General features: G+C 62.2%; 20 protein-coding genes. 11 read left to right on the top strand and 9 right to left on the bottom strand.

Annotated elements, in window-relative coordinates; genetic code table 11:
- Nucleotides 1-17: 17 nt before the first annotated feature.
- Nucleotides 18-845, top strand: a complete 828-nt coding sequence (locus tag JAO85_RS08765; RefSeq protein ID WP_202787896.1) for an MBL fold metallo-hydrolase — start codon at nucleotides 18-20, stop codon at nucleotides 843-845.
- Here JAO85_RS08765 and JAO85_RS08770 read toward each other — a convergent pair.
- The 5 genes from JAO85_RS08770 to JAO85_RS08790 form a co-directional block, all read right to left on the bottom strand.
- On the bottom strand, nucleotides 809-1,441 hold the full coding sequence (locus JAO85_RS08770; RefSeq protein ID WP_202787897.1) for a sulfite oxidase heme-binding subunit YedZ: 633 nt from the start codon (nucleotides 1,439-1,441) through the stop codon (nucleotides 809-811). The genes JAO85_RS08765 and JAO85_RS08770 overlap by 37 nt on opposite strands.
- Nucleotides 1,441-2,433, bottom strand: a complete 993-nt coding sequence (gene msrP / locus JAO85_RS08775) for a protein-methionine-sulfoxide reductase catalytic subunit MsrP (RefSeq protein ID WP_202787898.1) — start codon at nucleotides 2,431-2,433, stop codon at nucleotides 1,441-1,443. Before msrP ends, JAO85_RS08770 begins: the two co-directional genes overlap by 1 nt.
- Before the next feature lie 194 nt (nucleotides 2,434-2,627).
- Nucleotides 2,628-3,962 (bottom strand): c-type cytochrome biogenesis protein CcsB, encoded by a 1,335-nt coding sequence (gene ccsB, locus JAO85_RS08780; protein WP_039049577.1) that lies wholly within the window; start codon nucleotides 3,960-3,962, stop codon nucleotides 2,628-2,630.
- The gene (locus JAO85_RS08785) at nucleotides 3,959-6,133 is read right to left on the bottom strand and encodes a cytochrome c biogenesis protein ResB (RefSeq protein ID WP_202787899.1); all 2,175 of its coding nucleotides are present in this window, start codon (nucleotides 6,131-6,133) and stop codon (nucleotides 3,959-3,961) included. The genes ccsB and JAO85_RS08785 overlap by 4 nt, the downstream gene beginning before the upstream one ends.
- Before the next feature lie 130 nt (nucleotides 6,134-6,263).
- Nucleotides 6,264-6,887: a c-type cytochrome gene (locus tag JAO85_RS08790; protein ID WP_003061979.1), complete on the bottom strand. Its 624-nt coding sequence runs from the start codon at nucleotides 6,885-6,887 to the stop codon at nucleotides 6,264-6,266.
- A 77-nt stretch (nucleotides 6,888-6,964) separates the two neighbouring features.
- Between JAO85_RS08790 and yihA the strand changes: the two genes are divergently transcribed.
- Nucleotides 6,965-7,735 (top strand): ribosome biogenesis GTP-binding protein YihA/YsxC, encoded by a 771-nt coding sequence (gene yihA / locus JAO85_RS08795; protein ID WP_237734769.1) that lies wholly within the window; start codon nucleotides 6,965-6,967, stop codon nucleotides 7,733-7,735.
- Nucleotides 7,736-7,779: 44 nt separating this feature from the next.
- On the top strand, nucleotides 7,780-8,697 hold the full coding sequence (locus JAO85_RS08800; protein ID WP_202787900.1) for an alpha/beta fold hydrolase: 918 nt from the start codon (nucleotides 7,780-7,782) through the stop codon (nucleotides 8,695-8,697).
- Nucleotides 8,698-8,747: 50 nt separating this feature from the next.
- Here JAO85_RS08800 and JAO85_RS08805 read toward each other — a convergent pair whose 3' ends face one another.
- Both JAO85_RS08805 and JAO85_RS08810 read right to left on the bottom strand, forming a co-directional pair.
- Nucleotides 8,748-9,629: a lysophospholipid acyltransferase family protein gene (locus JAO85_RS08805; protein ID WP_202787901.1), complete on the bottom strand. Its 882-nt coding sequence runs from the start codon at nucleotides 9,627-9,629 to the stop codon at nucleotides 8,748-8,750.
- Nucleotides 9,626-10,477 (bottom strand): lysophospholipid acyltransferase family protein, encoded by an 852-nt coding sequence (locus tag JAO85_RS08810; protein WP_034357391.1) that lies wholly within the window; start codon nucleotides 10,475-10,477, stop codon nucleotides 9,626-9,628. The genes JAO85_RS08805 and JAO85_RS08810 overlap by 4 nt, the downstream gene beginning before the upstream one ends.
- A gap of 126 nt (nucleotides 10,478-10,603) precedes the next feature.
- Here JAO85_RS08810 and metK point away from each other — a divergent pair, with 126 nt between their 5' ends.
- Entirely contained in the window at nucleotides 10,604-11,791 is a 1,188-nt protein-coding gene (gene metK / locus JAO85_RS08815; protein WP_039049572.1) for a methionine adenosyltransferase, read from the top strand.
- A 194-nt stretch (nucleotides 11,792-11,985) separates the two neighbouring features.
- Complete coding sequence (locus tag JAO85_RS08820) at nucleotides 11,986-12,159, top strand: DUF1328 domain-containing protein (protein ID WP_003058756.1); 174 nt, start codon at nucleotides 11,986-11,988, stop codon at nucleotides 12,157-12,159.
- Between the two features lie 72 nt (nucleotides 12,160-12,231).
- On the opposite strand, the gene JAO85_RS08825 is transcribed toward JAO85_RS08820, so the two are convergent.
- A complete protein-coding gene (locus JAO85_RS08825) occupies nucleotides 12,232-12,915 on the bottom strand; it encodes an NUDIX domain-containing protein (protein WP_046461049.1) in 684 nt (227 codons plus the stop codon).
- Nucleotides 12,916-13,037: 122 nt separating this feature from the next.
- Here JAO85_RS08825 and JAO85_RS08830 point away from each other — a divergent pair, with 122 nt between their 5' ends.
- The 6 genes from JAO85_RS08830 (at nucleotide 13,038) to JAO85_RS08855 (ending at nucleotide 19,347) form a co-directional block, all read left to right on the top strand.
- Nucleotides 13,038-13,886 carry a cysteine hydrolase gene (locus JAO85_RS08830; RefSeq protein ID WP_202787902.1) on the top strand — a complete coding sequence of 283 codons (849 nt, stop codon included), beginning with the start codon at nucleotides 13,038-13,040 and terminating at the stop codon, nucleotides 13,884-13,886.
- Between the two features lie 67 nt (nucleotides 13,887-13,953).
- A complete protein-coding gene (pncB, locus tag JAO85_RS08835) occupies nucleotides 13,954-15,159 on the top strand; it encodes a nicotinate phosphoribosyltransferase (RefSeq protein WP_054074456.1) in 1,206 nt (401 codons plus the stop codon).
- A 16-nt stretch (nucleotides 15,160-15,175) separates the two neighbouring features.
- Nucleotides 15,176-16,879, top strand: coding sequence for an NAD+ synthase (locus JAO85_RS08840; protein WP_202787903.1), 1,704 nt, complete (start codon nucleotides 15,176-15,178; stop codon nucleotides 16,877-16,879).
- Nucleotides 16,880-17,098: 219 nt separating this feature from the next.
- The gene (locus JAO85_RS08845; RefSeq protein ID WP_012837022.1) at nucleotides 17,099-18,259 is read left to right on the top strand and encodes a bifunctional nicotinamide-nucleotide adenylyltransferase/Nudix hydroxylase; all 1,161 of its coding nucleotides are present in this window, start codon (nucleotides 17,099-17,101) and stop codon (nucleotides 18,257-18,259) included.
- Between the two features lie 66 nt (nucleotides 18,260-18,325).
- Entirely contained in the window at nucleotides 18,326-18,820 is a 495-nt protein-coding gene (locus tag JAO85_RS08850; RefSeq protein WP_012837021.1) for a GNAT family N-acetyltransferase, read from the top strand.
- A gap of 188 nt (nucleotides 18,821-19,008) precedes the next feature.
- Nucleotides 19,009-19,347 carry an H-NS family nucleoid-associated regulatory protein gene (locus tag JAO85_RS08855; RefSeq protein WP_012837020.1) on the top strand — a complete coding sequence of 113 codons (339 nt, stop codon included), beginning with the start codon at nucleotides 19,009-19,011 and terminating at the stop codon, nucleotides 19,345-19,347.
- 13 nt (nucleotides 19,348-19,360) lie between these two features.
- On the opposite strand, the gene JAO85_RS08860 is transcribed toward JAO85_RS08855, so the two are convergent.
- Complete coding sequence (locus JAO85_RS08860; protein WP_202787904.1) at nucleotides 19,361-21,994, bottom strand: chemotaxis protein CheW; 2,634 nt, start codon at nucleotides 21,992-21,994, stop codon at nucleotides 19,361-19,363.
- Nucleotides 21,995-22,106: the final 112 nt, after the last annotated feature.

Below are 22,106 nucleotides of genomic sequence, written 5' to 3' on the forward strand. Positions count from 1 at the left end.
TCCTTTGACAAACTGCCATGTCCATTGAGCTCTATCGCGACAAAAACCACGTCTGTCTGATGTTCACCGACCTCATCGAAGAGGACGGTCAGGCCATTCAGGCCAACCAGTTCCTGATCGTGGACAACGGCACGGGCGCCATCATTGATCCCGGCGGCAACCTGGCTTTCAACGAGCTGTTCATGGGCATGTCGCGGCATTTCCCGCCGCAAAAGCTCGCCTATCTGATTGCCTCGCATGCCGACCCGGACATCATCGCCTCGCTGGATCGCTGGATGAGCAGCACGCGCGCACAACTGGTCATCTCGCGCATCTGGGAGCGCTTTGCACCGCACTTCACCAAGGTGGGCAAGACGGAAAACCGCGTCATCGGCGTGCCTGACTCGGGCGGACGCCTGCCTCTGGGTCACAGCGAGCTGGTGCTGCTGCCCGCGCATTTTCTCCATGCCGAGGGGAACTTTCACTTCTACGACCCCATCAGCAAGATTCTGTTCACGGGCGACCTGGGCGTTTCTCTGACCACCGGCGCAGAAGCGCAGAAGCCCGTCACCGACCTCGCTCCCCATATCTCGTGCATGGAAGGCTTTCACCGCCGCTACATGGTCTCCAACAAGATTCTGAGGCTATGGGTGCAGATGGCACGGCAGTTGCCCATAGACATGATCGTGCCCCAGCATGGCGCGCCCATCATGGGCAAACAGGCAATTGGCGACCTGTTCAACTGGCTCGAAGGCCTGCAATGCGGAATCGACCTGTTCGACCAGCGCGCTTACCAGCTGCCTTCAGCCGAGATCGACCCGGTCTCGCGTCAGGTACGTCCGCCGCTGCGCGCCGTGGCCGGTTGATTGCTTCTGAGTGCACGCAGCACTCGCCAGCCAAGCTGGCTACCGAGAATGGCCGCATAGACGGCCACCTCGGCAAAATTGTTCTTGCCGGCGCGCATCCAGAAAAAATGCAGCAAGGCCAGAGGCACCGCCACATAGACTGCTCGGTGCAGCCACTGCCAGCGCTTGCCGCCCAGAGCCCTGAGCATGAACTTTGGCGAGGTGACGGTCAGCACCAGCAGCAGCAGCCAGGTGCTGAAACCTACCAAGATAAAGGGGCGCTTGGGAATATCGGCCACGATATCGCCCCAGTCCAGCCCCATGTCGAACCAGGCATAGCAAAGCAGGTGCAGACAGGCGTAGAAGAACACGTACAGGCCCAGCATGCGCCGGTAACGCACCAGCAGATTCCAGCCGCTGATCTGGCGCAGCGGCGTCACCGCCAGCACTATGCAGAGAAAACGCAGAGTCCAGTCGCCCGTGCTGCGCAGCAGGGCTTCGGCCGGATTGGCCCCCAGTCCGTCGGTGAACGCCGCATAGAACAGCCATGCACAAGGCAGCAGGCACAGCATGAAGACCAGTGGCTTGGCCCAGGGCCTGAGCAAGCAGGCCTGCATCAGTAGAACTTCTTCAGGTCCATGCCCGCATACAGCGACGCCACCTGATCGCCATAGCCATTGAACAGCAGTGTCTTGCGGCGCTTGGCGAACAGTCCGCCCTCGCCGATGCGCCGCTCGGTGGCCTGGCTCCAGCGCGGATGATCGACCTCGGGATTCACATTCGAATAAAAGCCGTACTCGTTGCGTGCCGCCTTGTTCCAGGCGGTGCCTGGCTCCTTGTCGGTCAGGCGGATCGCCACCAGTGACTTGGCGCTCTTGAAACCATATTTCCAGGGCACGACCAGACGCAGCGGCGCACCATTCTGGTTGGGCAGTACCTCGCCATACATGCCGAAGGCCAGCAGCGTCAGCGGGTGCATGGCCTCATCCAGCCGCAAGCCTTCGGTATAGGGCCAGTCCAGCACGCCGCTTCTGAGTCCGGGCATCTGGGCCTTGTCGGCCAGGGTGACGAATTCCACATACCTGGCGCCGGAGAGCGGCTGCACTTTGTTGAGCAACTCGGACAGCGAGTAGCCGACCCAGGGAATGACCATGGACCAGCCCTCCACGCAGCGCAGGCGGTAGATGCGCTCTTCCATGGGCGCGAGCTTGAGCAGGCTGTCGATGTCCAGGGTCTGCGGCTTCTGCACCAGGCCTTCTATGCGCACCGTCCAGGGCCGGGTCTTGAGCGTGTGTGCATTGCGTGCGGGCTCGTCCTTGTCGAGCCCGAACTCGTAGTAGTTGTTGTAGCTGGTCACGTCCTGGTAGCTGGTGGTCGCCTCCACGGTCATGGCGCCGGCCACCTTGCTGGCCACGCCCTTCAGGGCGGGCAGATGCACGCGATCGGCCGCAGCCAGCGCATCGCGGCCGGCCCAGCCGGCCAAGGTGGCGCCCGCCGCCCCCATGGCCAGGGTCTGCAGAAAGTCCCGGCGCTGCAGGTATTGGGTCTGAGGCGTGATCTCGCTGCCCAGCGGATGCTCGAAGCCTTGGTTGCGGTGACGTATCAGCATAGGAATGCTCCCAAACGACAATCAAGAGTAGTGCGATTTGGAAGTCCTCTGCGTCAGCAAAGTTCCCCCGAAGTGCTTAATAAAACAGGAGCTGCTTGCGCTTGACGATCAAGGAATTCAGAGTATTTTCAACCTGAAATCCTTACTCAATCAGCGCAAGCAGCTCCTGTTTTTTGGAGTGCTTGTTACGCGACCTACAGTTCGCCGTAGCTGTGCAGGCCCGACAGGAACATGTTCACGCCCAGGAAGGCAAAGGTGGTGACGGCCAGACCCGCCAGCGCCCACCAGGCGGACACCGTGCCGCGCAGGCCCTTCATCAGGCGCATATGCAGCCAGGCTGCATAGTTGAGCCAGACGATCAGCGCCCAGGTTTCCTTGGGGTCCCAGCTCCAGTAGCCGCCCCAGGCCTCGGCCGCCCACAGGGCGCCGAGCACGGTGGCGATGGTGAAGAAGGCAAAGCCCACGGCGATGGCCTTGTACATCACGTCATCCAGAATCTCGAACGAAGGCAGGCGGGCCGCAATGCGCTTGCGCGAGAGCAGGATGCCGGCCACGATCAGGGCCGAGATGCCGAAGTACACCATCCAGTAGCTGCCGCCGTTCTCGGTCGCGCCCTTGCGAAAGACGATGGGCTCGAAGCACAGCACCACGCCCAGCAGCCACAGCGGCGCAAGCTTGTACCACTTGGTCTCGGTGGCCTGCAGCTTGATCAGATAGGCAAACGCCACCATGGCCGACAGCGCAAACGTGCCGTAGCCTATGAAGTTGGCGGGCACATGCAGCTTCATCCACCAGCTCTTGAGAGCCGGCACCAGGGGCTGAATCTCATGGGCCTGGCGCACCAGCGTGTACCAGAGCAGAAAGCCCACGGCCGCGCTGACCACCAGCATCACAAAGCCGCCCAGGGCACGCGTGTCGTAATGCTGCTCGTAGTACAGATAGAAAATGGCCGTCATCCAGCAGAACATGACGAACACTTCGTAGAGATTGCTGACGGGGATATGGCCGATGTCCGGACCCAGCAGATAGCTCTCGTACCAGCGCACCATGGTGCCGATCAGCGCCATGGCCACGGCCAGCCACGCCAGGCGAGAGCCCAGCAGCGACATGACCGAGCGCTCGCCCTTGGCAAACACGCCTATCCAGTAGAAGGCCGTGCTGATGAAGAACACCATGCTCATCCACAGGATGGCGGACTGGCTGGAGAGGAAGTACTTCAGGCCGAAGACGGTCTCCGACCGTGCCAGTTCGCCGCCATCTCCTCCCTGGTACAGACCGATGGCCATCAGCGAGAAGCCGGCCACGGTCAGCATCAGCACCGCCAGCGGGCGCCAGAACCAGCCCATCCAGATCATGGCCGGGATGGTCGCCAGCAAAATACCCTTCTCATACACATCCATATAGGCGGCGTAGCGCTGCAGCGCATAGCCCAGGCCCACAGCCACCACGACCGCGAACAACCAGTCAAACCAGTTGCGGCGGGCGAAATAGCCTTCGTTCAGAGTCAATGTCGTGGTTGCGGTGTTCATACAGAACCTCCGGGAGTCTTCTTTTGTAAGGGCTTGGCCCCGATCAGCTTGTCGGCCAGCATGACGAATTCGCGGTCGCCATCCATGGTCTTGCGGTTGGTGGACAAGGCCATGTTCGCATGGCTGCCACCATTCGCAGGGGTCAGCCAGATCCAGATGCGGCGGTCACGCACGTACAGCATGGCAAAAACGCCGATGATCAGGAAGAGGCAACCCAGGTAAACAATGTTTTTACCGGGAGCGCGCGCTACCTGGAACACGCTGGCCTGGACCTGCTTGAAGTCCTGCAGCATGAAGACAACGGGTGCCGGGTAGAACTGCGCGTCGCTGAGCGAGAACACCGATTGCGTCATGAAGGCCTGGGTCTTCTCGTCGTTCTCGAAAGGCTTGAGCCCCGCCTGCTGGCGCACCTGCTGGGCCAGCTCGAACAGCACGCCGTTGAGAATCCGCACCAGCACCTCGCCGGCGCGCTCGCGCTCGGCCTCGGGCACATTGCTGTCCATGAAGTCCGATATCGCCTGCAAACCACCCAGCTGGCGGCCGTCAGGGCCCTTGAACTTGGCGTCCTGGCCGGCAAACAGCTCCAGCGCCTTGAGCGCGGACTGCGTCAGCGGCTCGGCCAGCTCGGGCTTGGAGACATCGACCGCACGCTGCACATAGGCGCGCGCCGCCTTCTCGGCCTGGGCCTTGTTCTGCATGGCCTGGCGCAGCTGCATGAAGGTGTTCATCGTGCCTTCAGGATCGGCAGGCACGCGCAGATAGCGCATCTGGTCGGCCTGGTTCTCACGCACGCCAAGCAGGAAGACGGGCTGGCCCTCGCCCGTGTCCACGGGCAGCATATAGTTCTGGAACTCGCGCGCCTGACCCGAGGCATCGCGCAGCTTGTAGCCCACGCTGGGGCCGATATTGCGCAAATCCTTTTTGTCCGTGGTCTTGTGGGCTGCACCCAGGCGCTCGTCGATGGCCTGCTTCAGGTCGACCTTGCGCACATCGGTGCCGCCCTTGTCCTGGCCGCCGAAGTTCTCCACATTGATGGTGCGCAGCGCCGTGTACTCCAGAGTCACCTTGTCCTTCTGGCCATCGGCCAGCTTGCGCACGAACTCGGTGGAGTTGCCGATCACGCCCTCCACGTCGAAGGGCTGGGAGACGCCATCCATGGGCACGGCATGCAGCTTGACGCTGGAGCCGCCGTCATCGAAGCTGCTCTGGTAGATCTCTATGCCCTTGTAGCTGGCCGGATGGTTCACTTCCACGCGCTTTTCCAGCTTCTCGCCGGTGGCGCGGTCATGAATCACTATATCGCTGGCAAACAGCTTGGGCATGCCGGTGGAGTAGTACTCCACGATGAATTTCTTGAGCTCCACCGAAAATGGCAGATCTTGGAGCAAGATGCCATCCGATTGATTCAGGATCGCAGTACCGGACTGCGTGCCTTCGGACACCATGAGGTTGCCGCGGAAGGTCGGGTTCTTGATCGACAGACGATGCTCGGGCGCCACGTCCGAGATCATGCCGCCGCCGGTATAAGGCGTTTTGCCGCCCAGCAGCATCTGGGCCCGCACGATGAGATCGCCGTCAAACAGCCCGCCAATGCAGATCAGCACGATCGCGCAATGCGCGGCGATATAGCCCAGCTTGTTGGCCGCACCGGCCTTGGCTGCCAGCATCCAGCCGGTACCGGGCCCAGCCGCCGTGTCGCGCTGCTGCATCTTGACCTTCCAGCCGCCAGACACCAGTTGCTGGCCGATGCGCTTGGCCGCCTCTTCGGTGCTGCCAGCAACATCCGCCTCGGCGCGATGATGGAAAGCCTTGAGGCTTTGCTCGCGGAGATTCTCCTTGTAGTTGCGGATGTCGGCCAGATATTTGGGAGCATGGCGGCTCACGCACAGCGAGGTGCTGATGACCAGGAAGGCCAGAATCAGCAGAAACCACCAGGCGCTGTAGACCGCATTGAGCTTCAGCGCCAGAAACAGCTGCGCCCAGAAGGGACCGAACTGGTTGACATAGTTGACCAGCGGTTCATGTTGCTTGAGCACCGTGCCGATGACCGATGCGATGCAGATCACCGTGAGCAGTGAAATCGCAAAGCGCATGGAGGCCAGCAACTCCAGAGTCGCGCGCACTGCCTGTGAGCGAGAGGAGTCACGATCGCGAAGTGGAAGGTCTGACATGAGGATGAGATAGAGCCGAACGCAAAAAGGCGGGCCATCTGCTGAACTAGCCGATGGGCCCGCCTGACTTGGGGGGTGCCAGATGCCTGAAAGTTCCCGGAGTCACCCGCGCATCTGGTGAAAAGGATTTTTAACGCAAGCCAGCTATATAGTCTGCCACGGCCTTGATTTCGCGATCATTAAGCTTGGCAGCAACCTGGGCCATGGGAATGCTATTGCTGCGCTTGCCGTCGCGGAAGTCCGTCAACGACTTCACGGTGTATTCCGCATGCTGACCCGACAGACGCGGGTACTGGGCCGGAATGCCGGAGCCGTTGGGGCTGTGGCAGCTCGCGCAGGCGGCAATCTGGCGATCCTGAATGCCGCCGCGATAAATGCGTTCACCCAGGGCGATGGAGTCCTTGTCCTTGGAGAAGCCGTTCTTGGGTGCCTGGGTATGCAGCCAGGCCGCAATGTTCTGCATGTCGCCATCGCTGAGCGTGGCGGCGAAGCCCTTCATCACCGGGTCGTTGCGCTTGCCATCCTTGAACTCGCGCAGCTGCTTGACCAGATACTCGGGGTGCTGGCCTGCCAGCTTGGGCTGCAGGGGAATGGTGGAATTGCCGTCTGCGGCGTGACAGGCGGCGCAAACCGCCCCATAACTGGCTTGCCCTTTGGCAGCATCCGCCTTCACAGGTGTTTCTCCCGCCGAAAATGCGGGGAAGGCAGGTGCTGCGAAAATGGCAGCAGTCAGCAAAGAGGCAAGCAACTTCATATCAAGGGGCTGGGTCTATTGTTGAGAGCGCGAATCCGTCAAATTCTACAATGGGCCTCCCTGAAATAGTTACCGTCATGACCCATGCTTCCCCGGATACCACTGCCGGAAAAACACTTTCTTTGATCGACAGCAAGCTTGCGATGGGCTGGATGCACACCGCGCGCTTTTTCACGACTGCGGCCCAGCTCAACCAGCTGCCCAAGGTCGAGGTTCCCGAGATTGCCTTCGTCGGTCGCTCCAACGCCGGCAAGTCCACCGCCATCAATACGCTGACCCAGCAAAAGCAGCTGGCTTTCGCTTCCAAGAAGCCTGGCCGCACCCAGCACATCAACCTGTTTGCTCTGGGCAAGCAGGGCGTGACCGATGCCGTGCTGGCCGACCTGCCCGGCTACGGCTACGCAGCCGTCTCGCGCACCGACAAGGAGCGCTGGCAGCGCGTCATGCTCAACTATCTGATGAGCCGCGAAAGCCTCTCCGCCGTGGTGCTGCTGTGCGACCCGCGCCTGGGCCTGACCGAACTCGACGAAGCCCTGCTGGATGCCATCCGTCCGCGCGTGGAGCAAGGTCTGAAGTTCCTCATCGTGCTGACCAAGGCCGACAAGCTGACCCGCGCCGAGCAGGCCAAGATCCTGTCCATCACCAAGCTCAATGCGGGCGGTGGCGAGGTGCGCCTGTTCTCCGCCCTCAAAAAGCAGGGCGTGGACGATGTGGCCCAGCTGCTGTGGCACTGGTGCCACCCCGAGGGGTTGCCCCAGGCGGGGACGCCCCAGGCGGGAATGCCCCAGACGGCTCCCGTCACCCAAGCGACGCCCGCAGACGAGACACCTGCGCAAAATCAGCCATAGGCGCTTATCTTGCAAGCGCCAGAAGCTACAAAAAGGAGAGCTTCATGGTCATGACTTGCACGCATACCCTGTCCACAGGGGTTGAACTGGAATGCCGCACCAGCGGCGAGCCGGGTCAGCCCCTGTTGCTGTTTCTGCACGGTTTCCCCGAAGGCGCTTTCATCTGGGATGGGCTGCTTGAGCAATTCGGCAGCCGCTACCGCTGCGTGGCGCCCAATCTGCGCGGCTATGGCCGCTCCAGCCAGCCCACGGCCATCAGCGACTACCGTGCCAAATACCTGGTGGAGGATCTTGCCGCCCTGATTGCGCTGGAAAGCCCTGCCAAGCGCGCTGCCTGCGTGATTGCCCATGATTGGGGCGGTGCCGTGGCCTGGGGCCTGGCCAACCGCTACCCCCAGCAGCTTGAACGGCTGCTCATACTCAACTCCCCGCATCCCGGCAGCTTCTTGCGCGAACTTCAGTCCAACCCTGTGCAGCAGTCCGCCAGCCAGTACATGCATTTTCTGCGCCGGCCCGACACCCCCGAGCTGCTGGCCGAAAACGGCTGGCAGCGCATGCTGGGATTCTTTCAGAACCCCGACGGCAGCATGCCCGCATGGCTGACGCCCGAGCGTCAGCAGCAATACCGCGAGCATTGGGATCTGGGCGTGCACGGTGCCTGCATGTTCTACGCTGCCAGCCCGCTGGTACCGCCCCGACCCGGCGGCAGCGCCGATGAACTGCAGGACATTCGCGAGCTCAGCCTGCCCGATGAAATGCTGCACATCCCTGTGCCGGTGCGCATTCTCTGGGGCGATAGCGACCTGGCACTGCAGCCCGCCCTGCTGCATGGGCTGGAGCAATGGGTGCCGCAGCTTGCGATAGAGCATCTGCAAGGCTGCAGTCACTGGGTGGTCCACGAGAGGCCGGAGGCCGTGCAGCGCGCTCTGGCGGAGTTTCTTTCAGCGCCAGCTCGCTCCTGAAAAGGAAGCCTCTGGCGCCCATGCCATCAGGCATGGAAACGATTTGACGCCTATTTCCCGGAGTACAGCGATGGCTCGCCATCGGGGCGCGTCTTGAAGCGCTTGTGCACCCAGTAATACTGCGGAACCATGGTCATGATGGCGGCCTGCAGCTCGCGGTTCATGCGGGCGGTGTCGGCCACATGGTCGTCCGTCGGGAAGTTCTCCCAGGCCGGCGTCAGCTCGGCCACATAGCCCTCTGGCGTCATGCGGTTGTAGAGCGCCACCACCTTGGCCTTGCCCAGACGCGCAAAGCGCGAAAGCGATGGAATCGTGGCCGTGTTTTCCACCGCAAAAAAGGGCACGAACACCGAATCGTTCTTGCCATAGTCCATATCGGGCAGCAGATACAGCAGCCCGCCCTTGCGCAGGCACTGGATGATGGGCTTGACGCCATCGGCACGATTGAGCATCTTCACATTGCCGAAGCGCTGACGGCCATTCATGAACCAGGCATCCAGGTCCGGATCGGGATTGGTGGCAAAGATGGAGGTGAACTCGCGCTCGGTATTGAGCGGCAGGGCCAGGCCACCGGCATCCATGCTGTAGAAATGCGGCGCGAAGACGATGGTGGGCGTATCGCCCTCCAGCTCATGCGTGGCCCCGACCAGCTTGACTCGGCTGCGCACCAGCTCCTCGGAGCCGAACCACAGCCAGCTTCTGTCGAGAAAGGTCTGGCAAAAGACTTCAAAAGACTCCTTCGCCCAGGCTTTGCGCTGTGCCTCAGGCACATCGGGAAAGCACAGCTCGAAGTTACGCAGCGCGATGCGCCGGCGCTGGCCCGCCACCACAAACAGCACACGCCCCACAACCTTGCCCAGCCCGCGCAGCAGGGGCAGCGGCAGCTTGGCAAGCACATGCATGCAGCCGATAGCGATCTTGCTGGCGCTCATGCCTTCTCCCCCGAGAGTTGCTTGTCTTCACGCGGCTGCTTGTAGCGGCCATAGCCCCACAGGTATTGCTGCGGAGACTGGCGGATGGTGGTTTCCATGGCGTGATTGATCAGCGCCACGGTGGCTTCCAGCGATTGAGATTCGGGCACAGGCAATTCCTCTAGATACAGCGTGTAGCCCCGCCCCCAGGACTTGCGCTCGCACCGCGCCACGATGACCGTGGCCCCGGTTTGCAGCACCAGGCGTGCCGCCAATGTCATCGTATACGCATCACGGCCGAAAAAAGGCGACCAGATGCCCAGACCGTTGGGCGGCACCTGATCGGGCAGCAGCCCCACGGCCGCACCCTGGCGCAGCGCCTTGATCATCTGACGCACACCCGCGAGAGTGGTGGGAACGGCCTGAACGCCAGGACGATTGCGCGCGGTTTCCAGAATTTCGGCCAGCCAGCCCTGACGTGCGGGGCGGTAGAGCACGGTGATTGCGCCATGCCGGTCCGACCAGCGCCGCGCCGCAGCCTGCACGGACATCTCGAAGCAGCCCAGATGTGGCGTGAGAAACACAATGCCCTTGCCACGCGCATAGGCCTGCTCGGCCACGGCTCCATTGACGATATCGCAATCCGGCAACTGGCCCAGCCAGATGCGCGGCATCTCGAACACCATGCGACCCGCATGTCCCACCGCAGCCCTGACCTGCGCAAATGCATAGCCAGCCTGCGCCGCATTGGCTGCAAATCGGCGCCGATAGGTGGGAGATAGCGCCCAGGTCACCCACCCCATGGCAGCACCAAGGCCATGCAATAGCCATAAAGGCAGTGCAGCAAACAGTCGAAACAGGGAAGGCATTAGAATAGCGGGGTCGCTGAGTTAAAGAGCAACTTGCAGGGCGACGTAAAAACAAAACTGCTAAAGCGTTCGCCAGACTTCGAAGCTCGGGCAACGCAATTGCCCAAGCTACAAGGAGTTATATCAATGGCGAACAGCGATTTTCTGTTTACCTCGGAATCGGTTTCTGAAGGCCACCCCGACAAGGTCGCCGACCAGATCTCTGACGCGATTCTGGACGCTATTTTCACCCAAGACCCGCACAGCCGCGTGGCTGCCGAGACACTGACCAACACCGGTCTGGTGGTATTGGCCGGTGAAATCACCACCGGTGCAAATGTGGACTACATCCAGGTCGCACGCGACACCATCAAGCGCATCGGCTACGACAACACCGAATACGGCATCGACTACAAGGGTTGCTCGGTACTCGTCGCCTACGACAAGCAAAGCCAGGACATCGCCCAGGGCGTGGACAAAGCCAGCGATGACGAACTGAACACCGGCGCTGGCGACCAGGGCCTGATGTTCGGCTATGCCTGCGACGAAACGCCCGAGCTGATGCCCGCGCCCATCTATTACGCGCACCGCCTGATGGAACGCCAGGCCCAGTTGCGCAAGGATGGCCGCCTGCCTTTCCTGCGCCCCGACGCCAAGAGCCAGGTGACCCTGCGCTATGTGGACGGCAAGCCCCACAGCATCGACACCGTGGTGCTGTCCACTCAGCACAGCCCCGATCAGTCGGAAACGGCAACCAAGATGAAGGCATCGTTCACCGAAGCCATCATCGAAGAGATCATCAAGCCCGTGCTGCCCTCCGAGTGGCTGCAAGAGACCAAGTACCTGATCAACCCCACGGGCCGCTTCGTCGTGGGCGGCCCTCAGGGTGACTGCGGCCTGACCGGCCGCAAGATCATCGTGGACACCTACGGCGGTGCCTGCCCCCATGGCGGCGGCGCCTTCTCCGGCAAGGACCCAACCAAGGTGGACCGCTCGGCCGCCTACGCCGCCCGCTATGTGGCCAAGAACGTGGTGGCCGCCGGTCTGGCGCGCCAGTGCCAGGTGCAGGTCGCTTACGCCATCGGCGTGGCCCGCCCCATGAACATCACCGTGTACACCGAAGGCACGGGCGTGATTCCCGATGCGGAAATCGCCAAGCTGGTGGCCGCGCATTTCGACCTGCGCCCCAAGGGCATCATCCAGATGCTGGATCTGCTGCGCCCCATCTACAGCAAGACCGCAGCTTATGGTCACTTCGGTCGCGAAGAGCCCGAGTTCACCTGGGAACGCACCGACAAGGCGGCTTTGCTGCGCGCCGCTGCCGGTCTGAAGTGATTCGGACACCCGCAAAAGCGGGCCTGAGGATATGAGGGCTTGAGCCCTCAAGCCTCGTCAATAAGCCATCGCGAACCATCGCGGTGGCTTTTTTGTTGTCGGATCAAGCCGACAAGGATTTTCCCCAAATGAGCACCATGGGTCCGCGCCTGGCGACTTAGTCTCGAAGCATCGCTTCAGACAAAGGAGTTCCGATGCTCAAGTGGGCCATTATTTTTGCCATCATTTCCCTGGTGGCCGGTGTTTTCGGCTTTACCGGCGTAGCCGCGGGCGCAGCCGGCATAGCCAAGATCCTGTTCTTTATTTTCATTGCCGTTGCCGTGATCTTCGTGGTTCTTGCCCTGCTGGGCATTGGCGCAGTCAGCTAGTCGACGCGGCCGGCCCCCGAAACACCAACCCAAATGCCTGCCTTGTGCAGGCATTTTTCATGCAGGCTGGCCTCAAAGTCCCCGGGCAGTCAGCGCCAGCGTCTGGCTGAAGCCGGGCTTGGCCCGGTAAAGCTGGGCGGGCCGGTGCGCCCCGCCACCCTGCATGGCCCCTGGCACGGCTTCCAGCCAGTCCATCTCGTCCATCTTGCGCCTGAAGCTGACCTTGTTCAGCGGCTCGCCCAGAATGTTTTCATAGACCTGCTGCAGCTGCGGCAGCGTGAAGGTTTCGCCGCACAGATGCACGGGCAAGGAGGAATACAGGCTTTTGCTGCGCACGCGCTCCAAGGCTGCGTCCAGAATGGCACGGTGATCGAACGGCAGCTGCGGCAGAGCCGAGAGCGGCACCACGCTGATATCGAAGCGATCGGGGGGCAGGTTCTGCACGGGCAGCAGAGCGCAATAGGCGATTGCCACCGACCAGCCGCGCGGATCGCGTGCCGGGCCGCTGAAAGTGGCCAGCTGCTCCAGATATGCACCTTCTATGCCCACCTTGGTTCTGAGCACGCGCGCCGCACTGGCCTTGGCGTCCGCATCCTCATCGGTATGAATAAAGCCGCCAGGCAAGGCCCACACCCCGGCAAAAGGCGCCGCCTGACGACGCAGCAGCACGGCATGCAGCTGCTGCTCCACCAGGGTCAGCAGCACCACATCCACACTCACCTGCACGGCTTCCCTGCGCTCATCGCTTTGATTCACTTTTTTACCAACTTAGTTTTTCTTGCCTGATTATTTCACAGCAATCTAAAAATACTTAGTTGCAAAAATATTTTAAGTGTTTTAGACTGCAGACATTGCATCTAGCATGAAAGCTGAACACCATGAGTCATCCACAAGCCCAGCTGCTCATCATTGACCCGCAAAACGACTTCTGCGACCTGCCTGCCGACTGGTGCCCCCGCTCACCAGACACTCATCAGCTGATAGCACCCAGCCTTGCGGTGGCGGGCGCTCATGCCGATATGCAGCGCCTGAGCAGCTGGATGACAGCCCAGGGAGACAAGCTGGACCAGATCACCATCACTCTGGACTCGCACCAGGCTTATGACATTGCCCATCCCGCCTTCTGGCAGCAGCGCGATGGCCATGCCGTCCTGCCATTCACCTCGATCACGGCAGCGCAGGTGCGTGCCGGCGACTATGCACCGTGCAACGCTGCCGAACGCGAACGCACGCTGCAATACCTGGATCAGCTGGAGGCCCAGGGAAGCTACACCCTCATGGTCTGGCCGCTGCACTGCGAGATCGGCAGCTGGGGCCATGGCGTGCATGCCTGCGTGCTCGCGGCCTGCCGCCAGTGGCAAGAGCTGCAGCACCGTGCCACCCGCCATATCTTCAAAGGCATGAACCCCTGGACCGAGCACTACAGCGCCATTCGTGCCGAGGTGCCCGATCCGCAGGACAGCGAAACCGGGCTCAACACTGCCTTGCTGGCCCAGTTGCGCCAGAGCAGCACCCTCGTGATCGCGGGCGAGGCCAGCAGCCACTGCGTGCGCGCCACCACCGAGCACATCGTGGAGAACTGGGGCAGCAACGACTACTCGCGTATCGTGCTGCTGACGGACTGCATGAGCCCGGTCGCCGGATTCGAGGCCGCGCACCAGGACTTCCTGCAGCGCATGCGCGCAACCGGTGTACGCTGCGAAACCAGTGCCAGCTTTGGCTTATGAGACAAGTCAGCCTCTAGCAACCATGGATAAAGCGCTAGCAGCTCATATTTTTGAAAAGAAGAACGGCATGAAGCCCATCATCACCAGCCTGCTGGACACCGACCTCTACAAATTCACGATGTGGCAGGCCATGCTGCACCGCCACCCCCAGACCGAGGCCGAGTACGAATTTGTCTGCCGCACGCCCACGGCCTTCCCGCTGGCCGAGCTGCTGCCCGAGGTGGAACGCGAGCTGGACGCCCTGTGCAGCCTGCGCTTTGACCAGGGCGAGCTGGACTACCTGGCCGGCCTGCGTTTCATGAAGAGCGACTTCATCGACTTTCTGCGCATCTTCCAGTTCCAGCGTGCCTTCATCCGCGCCTGGGCCGAAGGCGACCGGCTCCATATCGTGGCCAAGGGCCCGCAAGTCCATGTGATGGGCTTCGAGATCTATGTGCTGGCCATCGTCAACGAGCTATACTTCCGCCGCTTCGATGCCGATGCCGCCCTGGTCGAAGGCCGCAAGCGCCTGCAGGTCAAGCTGGCCCAGCTCAAGCATCTGGCTGTCGAGGCCAGGCTGCGCAACCCCTTCGAGCTGTTCGACTTCGGCGTGCGCCGCCGCTTCTCGGGAGCCTGGCAACGCGAGGTGGTGCAGGCTTTTGCCCAGGAGACCGCGCAGTGGTTCAAAGGCACGTCCAACGTGCTGCTGGCTCGTGATCTGAACCTGGTGCCCATTGGCACCATGGCCCATGAGTATCTGCAGACCTATCAGGCCCTGGGCGTGCGCCTGCGCGACTTCCAGGTAGCCGCCCTCGAGGACTGGGTGCAGGAATACCGCGGCGACCTCGGTATCGCCCTGACCGATACCGTGGGCATGGACGCCTTTCTGGCCGACTTCGACATGTACTTTGCCAAGCTCTTCGACGGCCTGCGCCATGACTCCGGCGATCCCTTCGAGTGGGGCGAGAAGGCCATTGCCCACTATGAAAAGCTGCGCATTGCGCCGCAGAGCAAGCGCCTGGTGTTCTCGGACGGACTCGATCTGGACACGGCACTGGCGCTCTACCACCGCTTTGCCGATCGCATCCAGTGCGGCTTCGGCATAGGCACGCGATTGACCAATGACATGGGACTGACCACGATCAATATCGTGATGAAGCTGACCCATGCCAACGGCCAGCCCGTGGCCAAGATTTCGGACTCGCCCGGCAAGACGCTGTGCAACGACGAGACCTATCTGGCCTATCTGCGCCAGGTCTTCAACATTCCTGAGCCTGCTGCCAAGGCCGCCTGATTCCCTGGAGAAAACCATGCTGAAAGTCACCCTCGCCCAGCTCAACTACATGGTGGGCGACATCAGCGGCAATATCCGCCGCATGAGAGAAGCCGCAACCAGGGCGGCGGCCGAACAGGCCGATCTGGTGGTGTTTTCCGAGCTGTCGCTGTGCGGCTACTACCCCGGCGACCTGCTGGACGAGCCCAGCTTTCTGCAAAGACTCGATGCAGGTCTGCAGGAGTTGCTGCAGGCCACGCGCCTACTCCCCGATCTGCACTGGGTCGTGGGAGCGCCCACTCGCCACGATGGCCCCGGCAAACCGCTGTACAATAGCCTGCTGGTGCTCAAGAACGGACAGATCCGCCTGCAGTACGACAAGCAACTGCTGCCCACCTACAACATCTTTGACGAGCGCCGCCACTTCGAGCCCGGGGCCGACACGGCCAAGGTGCTGCGCGTGGGCAACTGCCAGGTGGGCTTTCTGGTCTGCGAGGACGGCTGGAACGACCAGGGCGCCGACTACGCCACCAACCCGTTCGTGCGCATGGGCGATGCGGCCCCCGATCTGGTCATCAGCATCAACGCCAGCCCCAGCCACCTGGGCAAGCGCGAGCAGCGCCATGAGGTCTTCACCCAGGCGGCAGCCCGCCACAAGTTGGCCATCCTCTACATCAACCAGATCGGCGGCCAGGACCAGATCGTGTTCGACGGCGCCTCGTTTGCCGTCGAGCCCGAGGCGGGGCTGGTTTTTGAAGCCAGGCGCTTCGAAGAAGATGTCTGCACGCTGGAGCTGAATGCGCAGGGCCGGTTTCAGGCCTGTGACGGCACTGCCTTGCCTGCCGTGCCGACGCAAGGCCTGCCCACCATGGAGTTCTACCGCCAGCAGATCGTGCTGGGCCTGCGCGACTATGCGCGCCGCTGCGGCTTCAAGCAGGTGGTGGTGGGCAGCTCGGGCGGCATCGATTCGGCATTGACGCTGGCCCTGGCCGTCGATGCCCTGGGGGCGGACAACGTGGTTGGCATCACCATGCCGTCGAGCTACTCCTCGGCGGGCTCGGTCGACGACTCCGTGCAGCTGTGCCGCAATCTGGGCATCAGACTCTACGAGCATCCGATCAAGGAGCTGGTCACCACCTATGCACGCCAGTTCGAGGCCAGCTTTGGCGAACCGCTCAAGGGTCTGGCGCTGGAGAATCTGCAGGCCCGCGCACGCGGCACCACGCTGATGGAGTTCTCCAATGCCTTCGGTCATCTGCTGCTGACCACGGGCAACAAGTCCGAAGTCTCGGTGGGCTATTGCACCCTCTATGGCGACACCAACGGCGGTCTGGGTCTGCTCGGTGATCTGTACAAGACCGAGGTCTTCGAGCTGTCACGCCATATCAACCGCCATGCGGGCCGCGAGCTGATCCCGCAGGCCATCATCGACAAGCCGCCCTCGGCCGAACTGGCTCCCGGCCAGAAGGACGAGGACAGCCTGCCGCCCTATGCCGTGCTCGACGAGATTCTCAAATGGCATATCGAGGGCCAGCATCTGTCGAACAAGGAATATGCGCATGCCGCAACCTTTGTGGCCAAGCTGCGCACCCAGGCCGGCGGGCCCGAGACCATTGCCCGCGTGCAGAAGCTGGTGTTCCGCAGCGAATACAAGCGCCGCCAGGCTCCGCCCATGCTCAGAGTACGCCCACGGGCCTTTGGCACGGGCCGGCAGATGCCGATTGCGGCACACTACGAATAGCAATGCCCGGCATCTGCTTGAGACATGGTGGCAAAGCCTTCTCGCATCTTGGATGCGACCAAACGCCTGGCGGCCTGTCTCGAATGCCGACTTTGGCCGTGCCGGGCCTGGCTAAACATTTAAAAATGTGAGCTACTCTCGCTTACCCAGTAAGCATTTAGCGCGTTTTTACCAATATTTGCCCTTGCGGGCGCCGATTTCTGTACGGGTTTCGCTCTCATGCCTCAAGCCAGTCCCAACACCTCCAGCAAGCGTGTCATCGCCGCCGCCCCCGAGATCCTGCCCACCTCCGTGCCCCTGCATACCGCCGTGCTGATCGGCCGCTTTCAGCCACTGCACAACGGCCATATGGCCTTGCTGCATGCCGCACTGGAGCGGGCTCGCCAGGTCGTGGTGGTGCTGGGCAGCGCCTGGCAGGCACCCAATCCCAAAAACCCGTTCAGCTGGCAGGAGCGCGCGCAGATGCTGCGCAATGCGCTATCGAAAGAGGATGCCGAGCGCGTGCGCTGCGTTCCCGTGCGCGACTATTACAACGAGCCGCTGTGGGTGCATGCCGTGCGCGAAGCCGTGCAGGCCCATGTGCCCGAGGGCGCGAGCGTGGCCCTGGTCGGGCATTTCAAAGACTCCAGCAGCAGCTATCTGGCCCGCTTTCCGGGCTGGGAGCTGATCAGCCTGCCGCGCCTGGGCCAGTTCGACGCCACGCCGCTGCGCGAAATCTTCTTTGGCGAAGGCGGCGCCTCGCCCGAAACCATGGATGCCGCTCTGGCCAGGCTTTCCTCCCAGATGCCCGAGAGCACGCTGGACTTTCTGCGCCGCTGGGCCCAGACACCGCTGTATCTGCGCCTGCAAAAAGAATGGCATATGCTGCAGGACTACAAGCGGGCCTGGGCCAAGGCGCCTTATGCACCGGTGTTCGTCACCGTGGACGCGCTGCTGCGCTGCCGTGCCAAGGGCCAGGACCAGGTGCTGCTGATCCAGCGCGGCCATGCGCCGGGCCAGGGCCTCTGGGCACTGCCCGGCGGGTTTCTCGAGCAGCGTGACAGCCTCTGGCAATCCTGCATGCGCGAGCTGCGCGAAGAGACTTGCTCCTCCATCAGCGAGGCCGATCTGCTGGCGGCCCTGCAGGCCGTGCAGGTCTTCGATCACCCGGACCGCAGCCTGCGCGGGCGTACCATCACCCATGTGCACTATCTGGACCTGGGCGTGCAGCCCAGCCTGCCCCCGGTACAGGGCGCGGACGACGCCGCCCTGGCCCGCTGGGTGCCGATTGCCGATCTGCCCCGCATGGAAGCCGAGTTCTTCGAGGACCATTTCCAGATCCTGTGCCAGTTCCTGCCCGTGACTCTGGCTCAGAGCGAGCCCGAGCTCCAGGTCGCCTGATAGAACAAAACCATAGCTTAAAGTGCTTTACTATCAAGAGCTTGAGCTACTTTTCCCTGTTATTCCATGAGCCAGCTCCATATCCGCCCCGCCACCGAGCAAGACATCGACCTGATCCTGCACTTCGTGCGCGAACTCGCCATCTATGAAAAGGCCGAGCATGAGGTCAAGGCCACGCCCGACCATGTGCGTCGCACGCTGTTCTGCGCCAACCCTTCTGTCTTTGGACTGATCTGCGAGATCGAGGGCAAGGCCGTGGGCTTTGCCGTGTATTTCTTCAACTATTCCACCTGGCAGGGCCAGCATGGCCTGTATCTGGAAGATCTGTACATCACTCCCGACGCCCGCGGCCACGGCGCCGGCAAGGCCCTGCTCCAGCATCTGGCCCGGATCGCCATGGAAAAGGACTGCGGCCGCTTTGAATGGAGTTGCCTGGACTGGAACACGCCCTCCATCAAGTTCTATGACAGCCTGGGCGCTCTGCCACAGACCGAGTGGATCCGCTATCGCATGACGGGCTCGGCCCTGCAGGCCATGGCCACGGGTGACAAACAGGCTTGAGCCCCAGACCGGATCATCCAGAGTGATGTGTGCAGCCCTTCGAAGTGATGTGCGCCCCTTTGCAGATTGAGTGTACGCAACATCAACAATGCGGCGCGTTCGCGCTTGGGCCAGAATGAATGGTTTTGCAAAGCAATAACCAAGGCGGCAATCAGTGCTGACCTTTCACACTATCTCTGGAATCCAGAATGCCAAGCTATCAAGAACTCATCGCTCAGAAAAATGCGCTGGACAAGCGCATCGAAGAAGCGCGCAGCACCGAAGCCAAGGAAGCCCTGGCCACCGTCAAGCAACTGATCGCCACCTTCGGCTTTACCTCTCAGCAGGTTTTCCCCTGGAAGCCTGAAGAAAAGAAAAAGGTCGAAGCCAGGTACTACGACCCCGAAAGTGGTGCGACCTGGACCGGCCGCGGCAAGCCCCCGAAGTGGATCGAAGGCAAGGATCGCGGCCAGTACGAGATCAAGACCACGCCTACCGTGGACTTCAGCGCCCCTCGCGACGAAAAAAACCCGTTCCCGGTTCAATAAGCGGCCCGGCCGTTCAGCCGCCGGCACCCTGCTCCGCCGGCAGCGGTGCCTTGAGCATGCGCACCAGGGCCGTCACGTTCAGGCATTGGATGAGCAGATCTCCGTCATTGGCACGGATCAAGCGGTCAACCAGTTGATCCGCCGCACCCGCCATTGCAGGAGCCAGTCGCAACTGCCCGCTCTCGAAGCGCACCACGCCTTCGAGATCACTGACCAGCACGCCCAGCTTGAGCCCCTGGAGCTCCAGCACGATCACCTGGCTTTGCGCCGTCCTGATGACAGGTTTGCCAAAGAGCAGGGCTCCCAGATCGAAGACCCATACATAGCCGGCCACGACTCCCTGGCTGCGCCGCGCCAGCGTTCCCACGCAGTGCGGCAAGCGACCGGCCGAAACGGGAGCGATGGCCGAGGCGCTCTGGGCCTCGAGCACGCAGGCCGCATCAACGGCCAGCACGCTGCGCCCCACAAAAAAAGTCGCCATCTCCATGCCGGCTGCACTGCCCTGGCTGGCCGCCACCAGGCTTTGCACCCTGGTGTTGCGTCGAGAGACGGCTGCCAGCGCATCGTCCTGCACGGCACCAAACGCCTGCACGGACAAGGCCAGTACCTCTTCGCGATAGCCATCGCTGCGCTTGAACTCCCGGTAACCGCTGCCCGCCGTGATCGCCACCACACAATACTGGCCCTGATATACCATGGCACGGGCCATGCTCTGTCCAGGTGCCAGGGCCAGCATCTGTGGCGGCAGATCCAGCTGCATGCCCGGCTGCAGCTGCACATCCGAGGAGGACATGACCAGGCCCGAGCGGTTCAGGTAGGCCACCTGTCTGCTGCCTGCACCTGCCGCCTGAGCGCGGGTCACGCCTTCCAGCATGGCCTTGAACTCACGCTGTGCATGGAACACCAGGCCAATCCCGCCCAGCACCACGCCATCGGCATTGCGTATGGCCGCGTGATAGACATAGGTCGCGCCGTCATCCTCGTGCTGCACACAGGGGCGCCATGGCGAGACGTGATAGGCCTGGGTCCCGCCCAGCGCCAGAACCTGGTGCAGGCTGTCCATCTCTATATAAGTGCCCAGCAGCCCACGGACCTCGGCATCCGGGCGGCCTCGCTGGCTGACGGCCACGACCCTGCCGCGAACGTCATAGACCATGATTTGCTGGTAGACCGTATACAGGTCGTGAATGGCGGTGAGCAGCGCACAGGCCTCGCTCACCTGATCTGGAGCCGTCTCGCCCAGGGCCTGGTCCTCGAGCAATTCGGACAGCTGCGGCGTCAAGGCCCACCAGCGGCAGTCGTTGGCACGCTCGTAGAGATTGCGATCGAGCAGATCCACCAGCAGACTGGTCAACAGGCTGTTGTCTCTCAGTGCGGTATTGAGCACCGTGCCGTAGAGCGCATCAATGGACTGGGAGAAGACCTCGTTGGTCCTTGCCCCGGTCTCGCCAATCTGCTCCAGCACGGCCTGCAGCCGCGTGTTGTCCATCTGCTTGCCTGCCGTCATGACGCGGCCGTTCCAGACCACACGGCGTATGGTGTCCGCTGCGCTGCGTATGGCGTGCAGAGGTGGACAGAAGCGACGTGCATGCGCCAGCAGGCCCTGGGCCACGGCCGCGTCCAGCCCACCCAGACCCGCTTGCGACTGAAGACCGAAGGCCAGCTCCAGCGGCGTCATGATCTGCGCCCGCCAGCCCTGGGGGCCCATATAGCCTTGATAGCCTCCCGATGCCGCCGATTGCACCAGATAGGTGCGCCCGCAGTGTACATACAGTGGATCCGCACCATCACGGTGAGCCTGCAGCTTCGCCCCCACACCAATCCAGTGCGGATCGCTGCTGGCCAGCACCAGTCCCTGATCATCGAGCAACAGGGCGATGCTGGTCTGAGCTTCGGGCGCACCGCTACCGTCTGTCCGGTCTCGGCCGCTCCAGATGCCTTGCATCTCGCCATCAAAGTCAAAACACAGGCACAGCACGCCAATAGGCTGGCGGTTGCCGGCGTGCAGCATGCGATGCGCATAGATCAGCGCGCTGCCGTGCCCCGACAGCAGGTCGGTGGCGCCGAAACTCTGCACAAAGCCCTGGCTTTGCAGAGCGCGGGCAATCAATGCATCCCGGCATGGCTGATCTGTGGCCTGACTCCTCTCGCGCGCACTCGCTCGCACCTGGCCTTCGGCATCCAGCAGCAGAATGTCCGCGTAGACCGTGTACTTGCTGCGGTAGGCACGCAGACGCTGGGTGATGGCCGCCTCATCGCCATCCGCTGCGGCCATGAACTGGCACAGCATGGCGTCGGTCGCCAGAAACCCCACGTCGGCCGTGCGCTCGTAGAGATTACGCACCAGGGTATCGATCAGATGCTGTGCCTGACTGGCCAGCCCCGCCGTCACCCCCGTCACAGCCTGCATCACCATGGACTGCACCAGGTCCTGCTCCAGACGCTCGAAGCCGCCGCGCGTGGCGGCCATCATGGGCAGCAAGGCCTGCGCTTCCTGTGGGCAGTTCATCTTGGCGGAGGACTCTATGAGCCGCCACATCAGATTCAGCTCCCTGAGCGAACTCTCGCAGCGCCCGACCTGGCGCATATGGGGAATGAAGACATCTGTCTGCAACAGGTCTTGGGCGCGCTGCGCCGGGGCAGTCATGGTTTCTGGAGGCATGTTTTGGCAGAGCAAAAGCCAGGCCTATTTGTAAAAACACGTTACACATGACTAAGAACAAACCCTGTTTCCTCGCTGATTTGTCCTGCGACCGACG

This window comes from Comamonas sp. NyZ500 (assembly GCF_016772095.1).
Taxonomy (GTDB): Bacteria; Pseudomonadota; Gammaproteobacteria; order Burkholderiales; family Burkholderiaceae_C; genus Comamonas; species Comamonas thiooxydans.

Excerpts from the sequence above, each read along its gene's own strand:
- JAO85_RS08805 (WP_202787901.1), bottom strand. The coding sequence starts at position 9,629 with ATGAGCGCCAGCAAGATCGCTATCGGCTGCATGCATGTGCTTGCCAAG.
- ccsB (WP_039049577.1), bottom strand. The coding sequence starts at position 3,962 with ATGAACACCGCAACCACGACATTGACTCTGAACGAAGGCTATTTCGCC.
- msrP (WP_202787898.1), bottom strand. The coding sequence starts at position 2,433 with ATGCTGATACGTCACCGCAACCAAGGCTTCGAGCATCCGCTGGGCAGC.
- JAO85_RS08790 (WP_003061979.1), bottom strand. The coding sequence starts at position 6,887 with ATGAAGTTGCTTGCCTCTTTGCTGACTGCTGCCATTTTCGCAGCACCT.
- JAO85_RS08845 (WP_012837022.1), top strand. The coding sequence starts at position 17,099 with ATGCCTCAAGCCAGTCCCAACACCTCCAGCAAGCGTGTCATCGCCGCC.
- pncB (WP_054074456.1), top strand. The coding sequence starts at position 13,954 with ATGAAGCCCATCATCACCAGCCTGCTGGACACCGACCTCTACAAATTC.
- JAO85_RS08770 (WP_202787897.1), bottom strand. The coding sequence starts at position 1,441 with ATGCAGGCCTGCTTGCTCAGGCCCTGGGCCAAGCCACTGGTCTTCATG.
- JAO85_RS08810 (WP_034357391.1), bottom strand. The coding sequence starts at position 10,477 with ATGCCTTCCCTGTTTCGACTGTTTGCTGCACTGCCTTTATGGCTATTG.
- JAO85_RS08765 (WP_202787896.1), top strand. The coding sequence starts at position 18 with ATGTCCATTGAGCTCTATCGCGACAAAAACCACGTCTGTCTGATGTTC.
- JAO85_RS08830 (WP_202787902.1), top strand. The coding sequence starts at position 13,038 with ATGAGTCATCCACAAGCCCAGCTGCTCATCATTGACCCGCAAAACGAC.
- JAO85_RS08785 (WP_202787899.1), bottom strand. The coding sequence starts at position 6,133 with ATGTCAGACCTTCCACTTCGCGATCGTGACTCCTCTCGCTCACAGGCA.
- JAO85_RS08840 (WP_202787903.1), top strand. The coding sequence starts at position 15,176 with ATGCTGAAAGTCACCCTCGCCCAGCTCAACTACATGGTGGGCGACATC.
- JAO85_RS08820 (WP_003058756.1), top strand. The coding sequence starts at position 11,986 with ATGCTCAAGTGGGCCATTATTTTTGCCATCATTTCCCTGGTGGCCGGT.
- yihA (WP_237734769.1), top strand. The coding sequence starts at position 6,965 with ATGACCCATGCTTCCCCGGATACCACTGCCGGAAAAACACTTTCTTTG.
- JAO85_RS08860 (WP_202787904.1), bottom strand. The coding sequence starts at position 21,994 with ATGACTGCCCCGGCGCAGCGCGCCCAAGACCTGTTGCAGACAGATGTC.
- JAO85_RS08850 (WP_012837021.1), top strand. The coding sequence starts at position 18,326 with ATGAGCCAGCTCCATATCCGCCCCGCCACCGAGCAAGACATCGACCTG.
- JAO85_RS08800 (WP_202787900.1), top strand. The coding sequence starts at position 7,780 with ATGGTCATGACTTGCACGCATACCCTGTCCACAGGGGTTGAACTGGAA.
- JAO85_RS08855 (WP_012837020.1), top strand. The coding sequence starts at position 19,009 with ATGCCAAGCTATCAAGAACTCATCGCTCAGAAAAATGCGCTGGACAAG.
- metK (WP_039049572.1), top strand. The coding sequence starts at position 10,604 with ATGGCGAACAGCGATTTTCTGTTTACCTCGGAATCGGTTTCTGAAGGC.